We start from the raw sequence: 16,042 nt of genomic DNA, 5'->3' as shown, positions 1-16,042 counted from the left end.
CAGGAGGTCCCAATGAGCACGCAAATGTGGATTCGGCAAATTCATCGCTGGCTGTCGATGGCTTTCACGCTTGCCGTCGTCGCCAACATCGTGGCGATGACGATGCAGGTCGAGGCGGTGTGGATCGGCTTCCTGGCGCTGGTGCCGCTGATTCCGCTGCTCGCGACCGGGCTCTATCTGTTCGCGCTGCCTTATCGCGGCCGCAGCAACGCGTGAACGAGGCGGTGATGAAGAAGCCCGTGACGGCGAAGACGAGCAGCGCGACGCAAGCAGGCATCGCCTCGCCATCAAAGCTGATCGACGGCCGGATCAAGGAGCTCGGCGACTGGCGCGGCGAGATGCTCGCGCGAATCCGAGGCCTGATCAGGGAAGCCGATCCCGATGTCGTAGAAGAATGGAAATGGCGCGGCGTTCCCGTGTGGGAGCACGACGGCATCATCTGCACCGGCGAGACCTACAAGGCGGTGGTGAAGCTGACCTTCGCCAAGGGCGCGGCACTCGCGGATCCCGCGGGTCTGTTCAATTCCAGCCTGGACGGCAATGTGCGCCGCGCGATCGATATCCGCGAGGGCGACAAGGTCAACGAGAAAGCGCTGAAGGCACTGATCCGCGCGGCGGTGGAGTTGAATGCGTCGAAGAAGAAGGTGAGCAAGCGGTCGGGTTAGTGCAACATGTCAACTCGAAGTAGATTCTTGGCGGCAGCCGGAGCAAGCGCCTCGCCCTTCGAGACGACCGCTGCGCGATCTCCTCAGGGTGAGGCTGAGCAGCATCTCGGTCTGTCAAATTTGCTGCCACACACTCCGTCCTCATCCTGAGGGCCCGCCAAAGGCGGGCGTCTCGAAGGATGGGCCGCGTGCGAGCCAGCCGCCTGATCACTCGACTCCCGACCGCCTCACGCCACCGCCGCCGCGATCGGGCGTGGGCTGACGACGTATTCGCGCAGGACCTTGTCGTTGGCATCGACCTCGATCAGTGCGACGTCGTAGGTCCAGAGATCGGCCAGATGCTGGAGCACGCGCTTGGCGTCGGTCTCGTTGAGCTGCGAGCCCTTGATAACGTGGTGATGCAGGATCAGGCGGCGGTCGCCGGAGAGATCGACGTCGACCACCTCGATATTGGCGTCGATGAAGCCGACATCGTGCTGCCGCGCCAGCTCGCGGCGGACGCGGCGGAAGCCGCGCTCGTCGTGGATGGCATCGACCCGGATGCCGGCGCGCTCCTCGGGATCGTCGTGCAGGTGGAACATGCGGAAGTGCCGCATCAACTTCGGGCTCAGGAACTGCCCGATGAAGCTTTCGTCGCGATAATTGGCCCAGACGTCGCGCAGCACGCCCATGACGTCGCCCTTGCCGGCGATGTCGGGGAACCACTCGCGGTCCTCGTTTTCCGGATTGGTGACGATGCGCTCGATGTCCTGCATCACCGCGAAGCCGAGCGCGTAGGGGTTGAAGCCGGAGAAACGCGGGTCGTCGAATTCGGGCTGGAACACCACGTTGGTGTGCGACCCCAGGAATTCGAGGAAGTTGCCGTCGCTGATGCGGCCTTGCTCGTGCAGCTTGGTCATGATGCGGTAATGGACGTAGGTCGCCGTCCCCTCGTTCATGACCTTGGTCTGGCTCTGCGGATAGAAATATTGCGCGATGTGGCGGACGATGCGGAGCAGCTCGCGCTGCCAGGGCGCCAGCCGCGGCGCGCTCTTCTCCAGGAAATAAAGCAGATTCTCCTGCGGCAGGCCGAGCAGCTTGCGGCGGCGCTCGATGCTGAGGGTGGACCGGCTCTTGGCGGCACCCTTCGGCACGGTGCGCCAGAGATCGTTGAAAACCTCCTCCTCGTGCTGGCGGCGGCGCCCTGCCCGCTTCTCCTCGGCGCGCAGATCGAGCTTCTTCTTGCCGGGGTAACGGTCGATGCCGTGCGACATCAGCGCGTGCGCAGCATCGAGCGTGCGCTCGACCTCGATGCGGCCGTAGCGCTCCTCGCACTGCATGACGTAGTTCTTGGCGAAGTCGAGATAGTCCAGGATGCCGTCGGCATCGGTCCACTGCTTGAACAGATAATTGTTCTTGAAGAAATGGTTGTGGCCGAAGGCGGCGTGCGCGATCACCAGCGTCTGCATCGTCGCCGTGTTCTCCTCCATCAGATAGGAGATGCAGGGCGAGGAGTTGATGACGATCTCGTAGGCCAGCCCCATCAGGCCCTTGCGGTAGGACGCCTCATGGAACGCGAAGTGCTTGCCGAACGACCAGTGCTTGTAGAACAAGGGCATGCCGACCGACGAGTAGGCGTCCAGCATCTGCTCGGCGGTGATGACCTCGATCTGGTTCGGATAGACGTCGAGGCCGAGATCCTTCAACGCCACCTCCTCGCAGGCATCGGTGATGCGCTGCAAGGTGTGGAAATCCCAATCGGCGCCTTCGAACAAACGTTCCTTCATGGAGCGGCCTTCTCCTGGGCAGTGTCGCGGCGCTGGAACAGATCGTGGAATACCGGGAAGATCTCGCTGCGCTCCGAGACCTTGCGCATCGAGAGCGGAGCACCGCTGTTGCGCAGGCGTTCGTAGAGGCTCCAGAGCGAGGAGTCGGAGAGATCGAAGGCGCTGCCGCCGGCCTCGCCGACCTCGAGATAGGCGAAGAACTGGCAGACCGGCAGGATCTTCTCGGTCAGCAGCAGCCCCGTGAGCTCGCCGTCGGAATAGGAGTTGTCGCCGTCGGAAGCCTGCGCGGCGTAGATGTTCCAGTCCGACGGGTTGAAACGCTCGCGCACGATCTCGTGCATCGCCTGCAGCGCGCTGGAGACCAGCGTGCCGCCCGAGGCCGGACCGTAGAAGAAGGTCTGCTCGTCGACCTCCTCGGCGCGGTCGGTGTGGCGGATGAAGACGATCTCGACATGCTTGTAGCGCCGCTTCAGGAAGACGTAGAGCAGCATGTAGAAGCGCTTCGCCAGATCCTTCATGTGCTCGGACATCGAGCCGGAGACGTCCATCAGGCAGAACATCACGGCCTGCGCAACCGGCTTGGGCACCGTCTCGAAGCGCCGGTAGCGGATGTCGAGCGGATCGATGAAGGGGATGCGCTTGGACTTCGCCTTCAGCGTTTCGAGCCGGGCCACGAGCGCCGCACGCTCGTCCTCGTCGGTGCAGGCTTCGATCGCGGCTTCCAGCTCTTCGATCTCGTCCTTGCGCGGACGCTTGAGCGCGATGCGGCGGGCGAGCGCGAGCTTCACCGTCCGGCTCACCGAGATGTTGGCGGGCGAGCCAGTCATGGTGTAGCCGGCGCGCTGGATGCCTTCGCTCTCGGTCTGTGCGATCTTGCGCTTGGCGAGATCCGGAAGCTCGAGGTCGTCGAGGAACAGATCGACGAACTCGTCGCGGCTCAGCACGAAGCGGAAGGCATCCTCGCTGTCGCCTTCGCCGGGACCGGAATCCTTGGCGCTGCCCTGGCCGGAGCGCTGGAGATAGTCGCCTTCGATGAACTTCTTGTTGCCGGGCAGCACCATGTCGCGCGTCCCGCCTTCACGGCGGAAACGCGGCTCGTGCATGCCGTCGAGTGGAATCGTGACCTCACCACCCTCCAGGACGTCCTTGATGTCGCGTTCCTGCGAGGTCTTCTTGACGGCGCCCTGCACCAGGGATTTGGCCCGACGCAAGAACCGCTGGCGGTTCTCAAGACTCTTACCGCCTGGATTCAGGCGCCTGTCAATAATGTGAATGGGCACTTTACCATTCGCCTCCCATCCGCCTCAACCGGCCTGCTTCACGCGCATGTACCATTCGACGAGCCGGCGAACCTGACGTTCGGTATAGCCGCGCTCCACCATGCGTGCGACGAACTCGCCGTGCTTCTTCTCCGTCTCGCCGTCCTTCTTCGACCCGAAGGAGATGACCGGAAGCAGGTCCTCGACCTGGGAGAATATCCGCTTTTCGATCACATCGCGAATCTTCTCGTAGGAGGTCCAGGTCGGGTTTTTGCCGCCGTTCTGGGCCCGGGAGCGTAACGAGAATTTGACGACCTCGTTGCGGAAATCCTTGGGGTTGGCGATGCCCGCCGGCTTCTCGATCTTCGTCAGCTCCTGGTTCAAAAGCTCGCGATCGAGCAGCTGGCCGGTATCGGGATCCTTGAAGTCCTGGTCCTCGATCCAGGCGTCGGCATAGTCGACGTAGCGATCGAACAGGTTCTGCCCGTAATCCGAGTAGGATTCGAGATAAGCCTTCTGGATCTCGTTGCCGATGAATTCGGCATAGCGCGGCGCCAGGTCCGCCTTGATGAATTCGAGATAACGCTTCTCGGTCTCCTCGGGCAGCTGCTCGCGGCGGATCGCCTGCTCCAGCGCGTACATCAGATGCACGGCGTCGGCGGCCACTTCCTGCGGATCGTGGTTGAAGGTGGCGGCCAGGATCTTGAAGGCGAAGCGGGTCGAGACGCCGTCCATGCCCTCGTCGACGCCGGCGGCGTCGCGATATTCCTGGACGCTGCGCGCCTTCGGATCGGATTCCTTCAGGCTCTCGCCGTCGTAGACCCGCATCTTGCCGAACAGGGTGGAGTTCTCGTGCTTGCGCAGGCGCGACATCACCGAGAACCGCGCCAGCGTCTCCAGCGTCGACGGCGCGCAAGGAGCCGAGGCGAGCTCGGAGCCCTGGATCAGCTTCTCGTAGATCTTCTGCTCCTCGGTGACCCTGAGGCAGTAGGGCACCTTGATGACGCAGATGCGGTCGATGAAGGCTTCGTTGTTCTTGTTGGCCTTGAAGCTCGCCCACTCGGCTTCGTTCGAGTGCGCCAGGATGATGCCGGTGAACGGGATCGCACCGATGTTCTCGGTGCCGATATAGTTGCCTTCCTGGGTTGCGGTCAGCAACGGGTGCAGCATCTTGATCGGCGCCTTGAACATCTCGACGAACTCGAGCACGCCCTGATTGGCGCGGTTGAGGCCGCCGGAATAGCTGTAGGCGTCGGGATCGTTCTGGGCGTAGGTCTCGAGCTTGCGGATGTCGACCTTGCCGACCAGCGAGGAGATGTCCTGGTTGTTCTCGTCACCGGGCTCGGTCTTGGCGATCGCGATCTGGCGCAGCCGCGACGGCTGGATCTTGGCGACCCGGAATTGCGAGATGTCGCCGCCGAAGGCTTCGAGCCGCTTGTAGCACCACGGGCTCATCAGGCCGGTGAGGCGACGGCGCGGAATGCCGTACTTCTCCTCCAGCATCGGACCGAGCTGATCGGGATCGAACAGGCTGAGCGGGCTCTCGAACACAGGCGAGAGCTCGTCGCCGGCCTTGAGCACGTAGATCGGCTGCACTTCCATCAGCGACTTGAGCCGCTCGGCGAGCGAGGACTTGCCGCCGCCGACCGGGCCGAGCAGGTAGAGGATCTGCTTGCGCTCTTCGAGACCTTGCGCCGCATGGCGGAAGAAACCGACGATGCGCTCGATGGTTTCTTCCATGCCGTAGAAGCCGGCGAAGGCTGGATAGGTGCGGATGGTGCGGTTCAAAAAAATACGGCCAAGGCGTGGGTCCTTGGCCGTGTCAATCGTCTGAGGCTCACCGATCGCCGCTAGCAGTCGTTCGGCCGCGTTCGCGTATTTCATGGGATCGCTTCGACACGATTCCAGATATTCCGCCATCGACATGTCGTGCTGGCTTCTCGCCTCGAACGACCGAGCGAAAGCGTTGAATAGAGAATCGTTGTACATGATCCCTCTCCGCGTGAGTTCCGCTACAAGCTGAAACGAAAGCAGTTACCGGACCGTTCCTCAGGCCGTTTCGAATCAGCGTGAGCACATGACGATCATTGGACACCCGGGTGCCGACTCGACGCAACGCACAACGTAGGCACTCTGTGAGTTACGAACAGGCACCTGCCTGTAATTTATGCGAATCTCTGTCTATTCTGGCTCATTTCCAGAAAATGTCACTCGCTCGCCACATCCGGGCGTTCCCGGGGATGGCCCCGTCCGGCAATGCAGCATAGCGGGCCGGGAGCGGCGATCTTATGACGCTGGTACGGCGAAGCCTTGCGGTCCCCGTTCATCTTCCTGCTGCAATGCAGTGTGCTGGCGGCCTGTACGTCGCGGCAACGCGCAGCACCGTGACACAATCGCTGCCAAGCCAGGCCCACCCGACGGATGACAACGCGATCGTTCTGTGCGTAACGGCCAGCTTGGGATGCTGCGGAGCTCTTCGCATGTCCGGCGTCGGCCTCAGCACGATCATTTCGTGACCGCGGCAATCTTCGAGCAAGATCTCCGCCATCGAACCCCGTGGCAGAAATTCATCGTCGATACGGAGATCGCGGATGCGTAGAGTGGACCACGACGACATGCCCGCTGGGGCAGCGAAGCACTCAGATCGGCCGGATGGTGAACGACCTTTACGCAACAGTAAGCGTGCCCGTCTGGATCGCCATGATCGCGACGGAGTTACACTGGAGGGTATGACTCCCGCACCCTTGATTGGTTCCCTCCCGGGTGCATGTAGGCTAGAGGATAGCGCGTCAGGACCTTCGCGAAAACCCCTCGTCCGCAGGCTTGGAGATAATAAGCATCATGAATCCCGTCAAAGAACTGGAAAAGCACGGACAGGCGGTCTGGCTCGACTTCCTGGCCCGCGGCTTCATCGCCAAGGGCGACCTGAAGCGGCTGATCGACACCGACGGCGTCAAGGGCGTCACCTCCAACCCGTCGATCTTCGAGAAGGCGATCGGCAGCTCGGACGAATATGACGCTCCGATCGGCAAGGCGCTGAAGCGCGGCGACCGCACCGTGGCCGACCTGTTCGAGGCCGTCGCGATCGAGGACATCCAGAACGCCGCCGACGTGCTGCGCCCGGTCTACGACCGCCTCAAGGGCGGCGACGGCTATGTCAGCCTGGAGGTCTCGCCCTATCTCGCCATGGACACATCAGGCACGATCGCGGAGGCGCGGCGGCTCTGGAAGGACGTCGGTCGGAAGAACCTGATGGTGAAGGTGCCGGCGACGCCGGAGGGCCTGCCGGCGATCGAGCAGCTGATCAGCGAGGGCATCAGCATCAACATCACGCTGTTGTTCTCCAAGGCCGTCTATTTCGAGGTGGCCGAGGCCTACATCGCCGGTCTGGAGACCTACGTCGCAGGCGGCGGCGATCCGTCGCATGTGGCCAGCGTCGCCAGCTTCTTCGTCAGCCGGATCGATTCGGTGGTCGACAAGCAGCTGGACGAGAAGATCGCCCGCGCCAACGATCCGTCCGAGAAGGAACGTCTCGCCGCGCTCAAGGGCAAGGTGGCGATCGCCAACGCCAAGCTCGCCTACCAGGACTACAAGCGCCTGTTCGCAGGCCCCCGCTGGGAGAAGCTTGCCGCCAAGGGCGCCAAGCCGCAGCGCATGCTGTGGGCCTCCACCGGCACCAAGAACAAGGATTACAGCGACGTCCTCTATGTCGAGGAGCTGATCGGCCCCGACACCATCAACACCGTGCCGCCGGCAACGCTGGATGCGTTCCGCGACCACGGCAAGCCGCGCGACAGCCTGGAGGAGAACGTCGAGGACGCGAAGCGCGTGCTGGAGGAGCTGGAGCGCTCCGGCATCTCGCTCGATGCGATCGCCGAGGAGTTGGTCAAGGACGGCGTCAAGCTGTTTGCGGATGCCGCCGACAAGCTCTACGGCGCCGTCGCCCACAAGCGGGCGGTCGTCCTCGGGCCCGCACTCGACCGCCAGCAGCTCTCGCTGGGCGACGGGCTCGGCAAGGCGCTGGCCAAGACCACGGAGGAGTGGCGGGCGTCGGCCAAGATCCGCAGGTTGTGGCAGCGCGACAAGTCGGTATGGACCGGTGCGGACGAGGACAAATGGCTTGGCTGGCTCGACAGCCCGCAGCAGGCCGACATTGCCGATTACGAGGACTATGCGGGCCGCGTGAAGGGCCAGAAATTCTCCGACGCGGTCGTGCTCGGCATGGGCGGCTCCAGCCTCGGCCCCGAGGTGCTGGCGGAGACCTTCGGCAAGAAGCCCGGCTTCCCCAAGCTGCACGTGCTCGACTCCACCGATCCGGCACAGGTGCGGGCGATGGAGGCGAAGATCGACATCGCCAACACCGTCTTCATCGTCTCCAGCAAGTCCGGCGGCACCACCGAGCCGAACGCGATGAAGGACTATTTCCACGAGCAGGTTGCCAAGGCGGTGGGGCCGAAGGTGAAGACCGGTCATCGCTTCATCGCGGTGACCGACCCCGGCTCGTCGCTGGAGAAGGCGGCGAGGCAGCTGAACTACGCCCGCATCTTCCATGGCGAGCCCTCGATCGGCGGACGCTATTCGGTGCTCTCGCCCTTCGGCTTGGTGCCGGCGGCAACCGCGGGCATCGACGTCAAGAGCTTCGTCAAGCATGCGCTGGCGATGGCCCGCTCCTGTGGCCCCGATGTGCCGCCGTCCGAAAACCCGGGCGTGCAGCTCGGCCTTGCCATGGGTCTCGCGGGACTCGAAGGCCGCGACAAGGTGACGATCCTGGCGTCGAAGAAGATCGCCGATTTCGGCGCCTGGGCCGAGCAGCTGATCGCGGAATCGACCGGCAAGGAGGGCAAGGGCCTGATCCCGATCGAGGGCGAGCCGCTGGGCGATCCCTCCGTCTACGGCAACGACCGCTTCTTCATCGACATCCGCGTCGAAGGCGAAGCGGACGCCGCACACGATTCCCAGCTTGCCGCGATCGAGGCGGCGGGTCACCCCGTGGTCCGCATCGTCATGAAGTCGATCGAGCATCTCGGCCAGGAATTCTTCCGCTTCGAGATGGCAACCGCCGTGGCCGGCAGCATTCTCGGCATCAACCCGTTCGACCAGCCGGACGTCGAAGCAGCCAAGATCAAGACACGCGAGCTCACCGCCGCGTTCGAGAAGACCGGCAAGCTGCCGGCGGAAGCGCCGGTGGTCAGCACCAAGGACGCCGATCTCTACACCGACGAGGCCAATGCCACGGCGCTGCGCGCCGCCGGCGCCAATGGCGATCTCGGCTCCTGGCTGAAGGCGCATCTGTCGCGATCCAGCGACGGAGACTACGTCGCCCTGCTCGGCTACATCGCGCGCGACAAGGCCACGATCGACGCGCTCCAGGCCATGCGCCTCGAGGTGCGCGAGAAGCGGCATGTCGCGACCTGCGCCGAGTTCGGCCCGCGCTTCCTGCATTCGACGGGACAGGCCTACAAGGGCGGGCCCGACAGCGGCGTGTTCCTCCAGATCACCGCCGATGACGCCAAGGACCTGCCCGTGCCGGGGCAGAAGGCGAGCTTCGGCGTGATCAAGGCGGCGCAGGCGCGCGGCGATTTCGACGTGCTGACGGAACGCGGCCGGCGTGCGCTGCGGGTGCACCTGAAGGGCGGGCTCAAGAAGGGCCTCGCCGCGCTCAATGCAGCGCTCAACGACGCGCTGAACTAAAGGAATAATGCAGATGCAACTCGGCATGATCGGCCTCGGCCGAATGGGCGGCAACATCGTTCGCCGCCTGATGCGGCACGGGCATTCGACGGTGGTCTACGACAAGGACGCCAAGGCCGTCGCCGGCCTTGCCGCCGACGGCTCGGTCGGCTCGGCGACGCTGGAAGAGTTCGTCGCCAAGCTGGAGCGGCCGCGCACGGCCTGGGTGATGCTGCCGGCAGGACGCATCACCGAGACCACGATCGAGACGATCGCCGGCGTGATGCAGGAAGGCGACGTCATCATCGACGGCGGCAACACCTTCTGGCAGGACGACGTCCGCCGCGGCAAGGCGCTGAAGGCGCGCGGCATCCATTATGTCGACGTCGGCACCTCCGGGGGCGTGTGGGGGCTCGACCGCGGTTACTGCATGATGATCGGCGGCGAGAAGCAGGTGGTCGACCGCCTCGATCCGATCTTTGCTGCGCTCGCGCCGGGCGCCGGCGACATTCCGCGCACGCCGGGGCGCGAGGGCCGCGATCCCCGCGTCGAGCAAGGCTACATCCACGCCGGGCCCATCGGCGCCGGCCATTTCGTCAAGATGATCCACAACGGCATCGAATACGGCCTGATGCAGGCCTATGCCGAAGGTTTCGACATCCTCAGGAATGCCAATATCGAGGCCTTGCCGACGGATCATCGCTACGATTTCGATCTCGCCGACATCGCCGAAGTGTGGCGGCGCGGCAGCGTGATTCCATCCTGGCTGCTCGACCTCACCTCGAGCGCCCTCGCCGACAGTCCGCAACTGTCGGAATATTCCGGCTTCGTGGAGGATTCCGGCGAAGGCCGCTGGACCGTGAATGCGGCGGTCGACGAGGCCGTGCCGGCCGAGGTCTTGACCGCGGCGCTCTACACACGTTTCCGTTCCCGCAAGGAACACACCTTCGCCGAAAAAATTCTTTCCGCGATGCGTGCGGGGTTCGGCGGGCACAAGGAGCCAACGCAGCCGGGCGCGGCGAAGCCGAAGTAACGAGTAACCAAGCGAAGGCCGACCATTCGTGACAAAAGATCCGCAGCCAAAGCGCAAGCCGGAAAATTGCGCCTTCGTCATCTTTGGCGTCACCGGCGATCTCACCCATCGCCTGGTGATGCCCTCGCTCTACAATCTGGCGGCCGAGCACCTGTTGCCGGAAAAGTTCTGCGTCGTCGGCGTCGCCCGCAGGGGCCAGTCGGATGAGGAGCTGCGCGACAGCCTGCTGAAGGGCTTGCGGCAATTCGCGACGCGCCCGGTGGACGACGACATCGCGACGAGGCTTTTGGAATGCGTGACCTTCGTCGAGGCCGACGCAAAGGACCCGCCCTCCTTCGACCGCCTGCGTGAGCATCTGGATTCGCTGGAATGCGCGCAGGACACCGGCGGCAACCGGCTGTTCTATCTGGCAACGCCGCCCGCCGCCTTCGCGCCGACCGCGCGGGAGCTCGGCCGCACCGGCATGATGAAGGAGAACGGCGCCTGGCGGCGGCTCGTGATCGAAAAGCCGTTCGGCACCGACCTCGCCTCGGCCCGCGCGCTGAATGCCGAACTCTTGAAGATCATGGACGAGCACCAGATCTACCGGATCGATCATTATCTCGGCAAGGAAACGGTGCAGAACATCCTGGTGCTGCGCTTTGCCAACGGCATGTTCGAGCCGATCTGGAATCGCAACCACATCGATCACATCCAGATCACCGTGGAAGAGAAGCTCGGGGTCGGCCACCGCGGCGGCTTCTACGATGCCACCGGCGCGCTGCGCGACATGGTGCCGAACCACCTGTTCCAGTTGATGTCGCTGGTCGCGATGGAGCCTCCCGCCCGCTTCGACGCACATTCCGTACGCTCCGAGAAGGCGGACGTGCTGACATCGATCCAGCTGCCCAGCCGGGAGGACGCACTGAAGAATTCGGTGCGCGCGCAATATCTCGCGGGCCGCAGCGGCGACGACGAGATCACCGACTATCGCAAGACCGCGGACGTCAAGCCAGACAGCACCACCGAGACCTTTGTCGCGCTCAAGCTGATGATCGACAATTGGCGCTGGGCCGGCGTGCCGTTCTACTTGCGCACCGGCAAGGCGCTCGGCCACAAGCGCACCGAAGTCGCGATCAAGTTCAAGCAGGCGCCGCTGTCGATGTTTTCAGGGACGGACGTCGACCGGCTGTCTCAGAACTTCCTCACCATCGGCATCGCCCCGACTGAGACCATCGAGTTGCAGTTCAACGCCAAGATCCCGGGGCCGAGCATCACCATCGACGGCGTCGAGATGAAGTTCCGCTATGGCGACTATTTCCGCGCCGATCCCTCGACCGGCTATGAGACGCTGATCTACGACTGCATGATCGGCGACAACATCCTGTTCCAGCGCGCCGACGGCATCGAGGCCGGCTGGCAGGCCGTGCAGCCGTTCCTGGACGCCTGGAAGAGCGCGGGCAGCAACGGCATCGAAACCTATGAAGCCGGCAGCGACGGCCCTGCCTGCGCCGACGAGTTGCTCCGGCGCGACGGGCGAAGCTGGCGGAAGTACTCGTGATGGCTCAGGCCGAGCAGCCGAAGCTGATCGTCGAGGCCGATGCCGAAGCTCTCGCCCGCGCCGCGGCCGAACGCGTGATGACGCGGATCGCGGCCAATCCCGGCCGGATCGCAATCTGCCTCACCGGCGGCTCCAGCCCGAAGAAGCTGTATCAGTTGCTCGGCAGCGAGGCCTGGCGCGGCAGGATTCCGTGGGAGCGCGTGCACTGGTTCATCGGCGACGAGCGTTTCGTGCCCGAAAGCGATCCCCTCAACAACATGGCGGTCGCGCGCGCGACCTTTCTCGACCGCCACGCGCCCGCCGGCCATATTCACCCGATCCCGACCACAGCCGACAATCCCGATGCCGCTGCAGAAGCCTATGCGCGTGAGCTAAAGGCCTTCTATGGCACAGACCAGCTCGATCCGGCACGCCCGCTGTTCGACCTCGTCCTGATGGGCGCAGGGCCGGACGGCCACACCGCCTCGCTGTTTCCCGGCTACCCCGAGATCGAGGAGACCCGACGCTGGGTCGTCGGCGTTCCCAAGGCGAACGTCGCGCCGTTCGTGCCGCGGGTCTCGCTCACCCTGCCGGCTTTGGCCTCCTGCCGCGAGATGCTGTTCGAGATTGCCGGGCACGACAAGCGGCCGATCTTGACGCGCCTCTGCAATGGCGAGAATCTGCCGGCCTTACGCGCGCGCTCGGACGGCGAGACCATCTGGCTGGTCGACAGGGCCGCGCTTCCGGAGGACATTCGTGGGCCGCGCTGAAGCACCTTGTGCATTGATCGTGATGGGCGTGTCGGGCTCGGGCAAGAGCACGGTCGCGAAGGCGCTCGGCGAGCGCCTCGGCTGGCGCTTCGAGGACGGCGACAGCTTCCATCCCGCCAGCAATGTCGAGAAGATGCGGGCCGGACATCCCCTCACCGACGAAGACCGCTGGCCCTGGCTGAATGCCATCGCCGACGAGATCGCGCGGGTCTGCGGCCGCGGCGAGCACGTCATCATCGCCTGCTCGGCCCTGAAGCATGTCTATCGCGACGTGCTGCTGCGCGGACGCGATGACGTCCGCTTCGTCTTCCTGAAAGGCACGAAAGAGCTGATCGCCGAGCGGCTCGCGCAGCGCAAGGGACATTTCATGCCGCCCGGACTGCTCGCCAGCCAGTTCGAGACGCTGGAGCCGCCGGAGCCGGGCGAGCACGCCATCACCGTCTCGATCGACGAGACCGTCGAGGCGATCGTAGACGGCATCGTGCGGCAGCTCAAACTGGGCGGCGCAACACCCAAGGTTCTGCCATGACCCAAATCTCACTCGTGGTTTCCGACGTCGACGGCACGTTGCTGACCAAGGACAAGACGCTGACGGAGCGCGCGAAGAACGCCGTGCAGCGGTTGCACCAGGCCGGCATCGGCTTCACCATCACATCGAGCCGTCCGGCGATCGGCATGCGCTTCTTGATCGAGCCGCTGGCGCTGTGGCTGCCGGTTGGGCCGTTCAACGGCTCCTCGATCGTCGATCCCGAGATGCGGGCGGTCGAGCAGCACCTGATTCCGGCCCGCGCGGCCGAGCGCACGTTGCAGATCCTGCGCGACTACGGAGCCGACATCTGGCTGTTCACCACCGACAAATGGCTGATCGACAATCCCAGCGGCAGCTACGTCGCGCACGAGCGGCACACGATCCGCTCCGATCCGACCATCGTGACGGACTTCTCGCCGTATCTTGCGAGCGCCTGCAAGATCGTCGGCGCCAGCGCCGATGCGGCCGGGCTCGCCGCCTGCGAGAAGGCGATGCAGGAGGCGCTCGGCAGTGAGGCCACCGCGGTGCGCTCGCAGACCTATTATCTCGACATCACGCCGCCCGGCTTCAACAAGGGCACGTTCGTGCAAGCGATGGCCAAGCGCCTCGGCGTCTCGACCGACGCGGTCGCCACCATCGGCGACATGCAGAACGACCTCGCGATGTTCCGCGTCAGCGGCACCTCGATCGCCATGGGCAACGCCGCCGACAACGTCAAGGACGAGGCGACGCACGTCACTGCGACCAATGAGCAGGACGGTTTTGCCGAGGCGATGGAGATGATCCTGACGCGGAATGGGGTGGGCTGAACGGAATGGCTTTAGATTGCCCCGGGCTCGGTGCAACCTCTCCCGCTTGCGGGAGGGTCGCGCCGAAGGCGCGGGTGAGGGCTTTCTCCTCTAGGGGGCTATCCCATTGCGGAGACACCCTCTCCCCAACCCTCCCCCGCAAGCGGGCGAGGAGCGCACCGCCCTCGTGGAGGCAAAAGCGCCTGATAGATCTTGCTACTACTTCGACCGCTGCATCGCCGGCTTCTCGCTCTTCTGCCGTGCCGCCGACAGATTGTGCGCCGTGTTGATCAGCGCGATGTGGGTCAGCGCCTGCGGAAAGTTGCCGGTCTGGCGCTTGGCAACTGAATCGTATTCTTCGGCCAGTAGTCCGACGTCGTTGGCGATGCCGACCACGCGGTCAAGCAGAACTTGCGCCTTGTCGAGATCGCCCGACAGTACGTAGGCATCGGCGAGCCACAGCGTGCACGCCAGAAACGCGCCTTCGAGCGGCGGCTGGTCCGGGGGCAGCTCGCGCGGGTCATGCCGCAGCACGAAACCGTCGCGCATCAGGCATTTTTCGGCCACGGCGATGGTGCCGCGGATGCGCGGGTCGTCCGCCGGCAGGAAGCCGACGGCGGGCAGCAGCAGCACGCTGGCGTCGAGCATCTTCGAGCCGTAGGACTCGACGAACGCATTTTCCTCCGCATCGAATCCCCTGTTGCAGACGTCGCGATGGATGGCTTCGCGTAGCGCACGCCAGTGCAGCAGTGGCGCCTTGAAGCCGAAGGTCTCGGCGCTCTTGATGCCGCGGTCGAAGGCGACCCAGGTCATCACCTTGGAGAACACGTAATGCTTGGGCTGGCCGCGCCGCTCCCAGATGCCGTGATCGGGCCGGTCCCAGACTTCGGCCAGATGATTGAGCACGGCGCATTCCAGCGCCCAGGTCGTCTCGTCGTCGAGCTTGAGCCTCGCCATGCGCGACTGGTGGAAGGCGTCGATCAATTCGCCGTAAACATCGAGCTGGAGCTGCGCGTGGGCGGCATTGCCGACGCGCACCGGCTGCGCACCCTCGTAACCGTCGAGCCAGCCCGCCTCCCATTCCAGGAGGCGCCGCTGGCCCCAGATGCCGTACATGATCTGCATGTTCGAAGGCGAGCCGGCCGCGGCGCGCAGCAGCCAATTGTGCCAGGCCAGGGCTTCCTCGGTGTAGCCCGAGTTCATCAGCGCCAGCAGCGTGAAGGTGGCATCGCGCAGCCAGCAGAAGCGATAGTCCCAGTTCCTGCTGCCTCCGAGCTTCTCCGGCAAGGAGGTGGTGGGTGCCGCGACGATGCCGCCGGTCGGGGCGAAGGTCAGCGCCTTCAGCGTGATCAGCGAGCGCAGGACCAGCGCCTGATAGTCGCCGTCGCGGGTGCAATGGCCGCACCAGTCCTCCCAGAATTTTTCGGTCTCCTGAAGCGCCAGCTCCGCATCGATCGGCGCAGGCGGGTCGAGATGCGAGGGACCGTAAGTCAGCACGAAGGGCACGGTCTCGCCTTCCCTCACCTCGAAGTCGGCGACGGTGGTCAGATCCTCGCCGCGGGTCTCGACCGGCGTGCGCAGCACCGTCATGTCCTGGCCGGCGATGGCCATCAAGGAATGGTCGATCCGCCGCACCCAGGGAATATCCGCGCCGAAGCCGAAGCGGATGACGAGCTCCATCCGCATCTTCACGGTGCCACGGATGCCGCGGACCAGCCGCACGATGTCGGACGCCTTGCCGCGCAGCGGCATGAAATCGATCAGCGCGACGGTGCCGTTCTTCGTCTCGAACCGCGTTTCGAGGATGAGGGTGTTGCCGAGATATCGCCGCGAGATGGAGGTTGCGCCCTCGCTCGGCGCGATCAGCCAGCGCCCGTTCTTGTGGGTGCCGAGGATGGCGGCAAAGCAGGCGTCGGAATCGAAGGCGGGCCAGCACAGCCAGTCGATCGAGCCGTTGCGCCCGACCAGCGCCGCGGTCTCGCAATCGCCGATCAGCGCGTAGTCCTCGATCCTCTGAGACAATGTCGTGCGAGCCTGGCAAGT

General features: G+C 64.5%; 12 protein-coding genes. 8 read left to right on the top strand and 4 right to left on the bottom strand.

Going from position 1 to position 16,042, the window contains the following annotated elements:
- Positions 1-12: 12 nt before the first annotated feature.
- Both P0R31_RS01875 and P0R31_RS01870 read left to right on the top strand, forming a co-directional pair.
- Positions 13-216, top strand: coding sequence for a hypothetical protein (locus P0R31_RS01875; RefSeq protein ID WP_275512601.1), 204 nt, complete (start codon positions 13-15; stop codon positions 214-216).
- An 11-nt stretch (positions 217-227) separates the two neighbouring features.
- Positions 228-665 carry a DUF1801 domain-containing protein gene (locus P0R31_RS01870; RefSeq protein ID WP_275512600.1) on the top strand — a complete coding sequence of 146 codons (438 nt, stop codon included), beginning with the start codon at positions 228-230 and terminating at the stop codon, positions 663-665.
- A 227-nt stretch (positions 666-892) separates the two neighbouring features.
- Here the strand turns inward: P0R31_RS01870 and P0R31_RS01865 are convergent, their stop codons facing one another.
- The 3 genes from P0R31_RS01865 to P0R31_RS01855 are packed head-to-tail and all read right to left on the bottom strand — an operon-like array spanning position 893 to position 5,679.
- Entirely contained in the window at positions 893-2,431 is a 1,539-nt protein-coding gene (locus P0R31_RS01865; protein WP_275512599.1) for a SpoVR family protein, read from the bottom strand.
- Complete coding sequence (locus P0R31_RS01860; RefSeq protein ID WP_193374965.1) at positions 2,428-3,705, bottom strand: YeaH/YhbH family protein; 1,278 nt, start codon at positions 3,703-3,705, stop codon at positions 2,428-2,430. The genes P0R31_RS01865 and P0R31_RS01860 overlap by 4 nt, the downstream gene beginning before the upstream one ends.
- 30 nt (positions 3,706-3,735) lie before the next feature.
- Complete coding sequence (locus P0R31_RS01855) at positions 3,736-5,679, bottom strand: PrkA family serine protein kinase (protein WP_025034398.1); 1,944 nt, start codon at positions 5,677-5,679, stop codon at positions 3,736-3,738.
- Between the two features lie 852 nt (positions 5,680-6,531).
- Here P0R31_RS01855 and P0R31_RS01850 point away from each other — a divergent pair.
- From P0R31_RS01850 to P0R31_RS01825, 6 genes are read left to right on the top strand one after another with little or no spacing between them, the layout of a single operon-like run.
- The gene (locus P0R31_RS01850; protein ID WP_275512598.1) at positions 6,532-9,381 is read left to right on the top strand and encodes a bifunctional transaldolase/phosoglucose isomerase; all 2,850 of its coding nucleotides are present in this window, start codon (positions 6,532-6,534) and stop codon (positions 9,379-9,381) included.
- Positions 9,382-9,394: 13 nt separating this feature from the next.
- Positions 9,395-10,393, top strand: a complete 999-nt coding sequence (gene gnd, locus P0R31_RS01845; protein ID WP_275512597.1) for a phosphogluconate dehydrogenase (NAD(+)-dependent, decarboxylating) — start codon at positions 9,395-9,397, stop codon at positions 10,391-10,393.
- Between the two features lie 28 nt (positions 10,394-10,421).
- Positions 10,422-11,933 (top strand): glucose-6-phosphate dehydrogenase, encoded by a 1,512-nt coding sequence (gene zwf / locus P0R31_RS01840; RefSeq protein ID WP_271541974.1) that lies wholly within the window; start codon positions 10,422-10,424, stop codon positions 11,931-11,933.
- A complete protein-coding gene (gene pgl, locus P0R31_RS01835) occupies positions 11,933-12,682 on the top strand; it encodes a 6-phosphogluconolactonase (RefSeq protein ID WP_275512756.1) in 750 nt (249 codons plus the stop codon). Before zwf ends, pgl begins: the two co-directional genes overlap by 1 nt.
- Before the next feature lie 22 nt (positions 12,683-12,704).
- Positions 12,705-13,211 carry a gluconokinase gene (locus P0R31_RS01830; protein WP_430516786.1) on the top strand — a complete coding sequence of 169 codons (507 nt, stop codon included), beginning with the start codon at positions 12,705-12,707 and terminating at the stop codon, positions 13,209-13,211.
- Entirely contained in the window at positions 13,208-14,020 is an 813-nt protein-coding gene (locus P0R31_RS01825) for an HAD family hydrolase (protein ID WP_275512595.1), read from the top strand. Before P0R31_RS01830 ends, P0R31_RS01825 begins: the two co-directional genes overlap by 4 nt.
- A gap of 198 nt (positions 14,021-14,218) precedes the next feature.
- Here the strand turns inward: P0R31_RS01825 and P0R31_RS01820 are convergent, their stop codons facing one another.
- Positions 14,219-16,021, bottom strand: a complete 1,803-nt coding sequence (locus tag P0R31_RS01820; protein WP_275512594.1) for a glycoside hydrolase family 15 protein — start codon at positions 16,019-16,021, stop codon at positions 14,219-14,221.
- Positions 16,022-16,042: the final 21 nt, after the last annotated feature.

It is taken from the genome of Bradyrhizobium yuanmingense (genome assembly GCF_029167105.1).
In the GTDB taxonomy this organism is placed as follows: Bacteria; Pseudomonadota; Alphaproteobacteria; order Rhizobiales; family Xanthobacteraceae; genus Bradyrhizobium; species Bradyrhizobium yuanmingense_A.
Note: the sequence above shows the minus strand (reverse complement) of the source record. Positions and strands in the feature narration are given on the sequence as shown.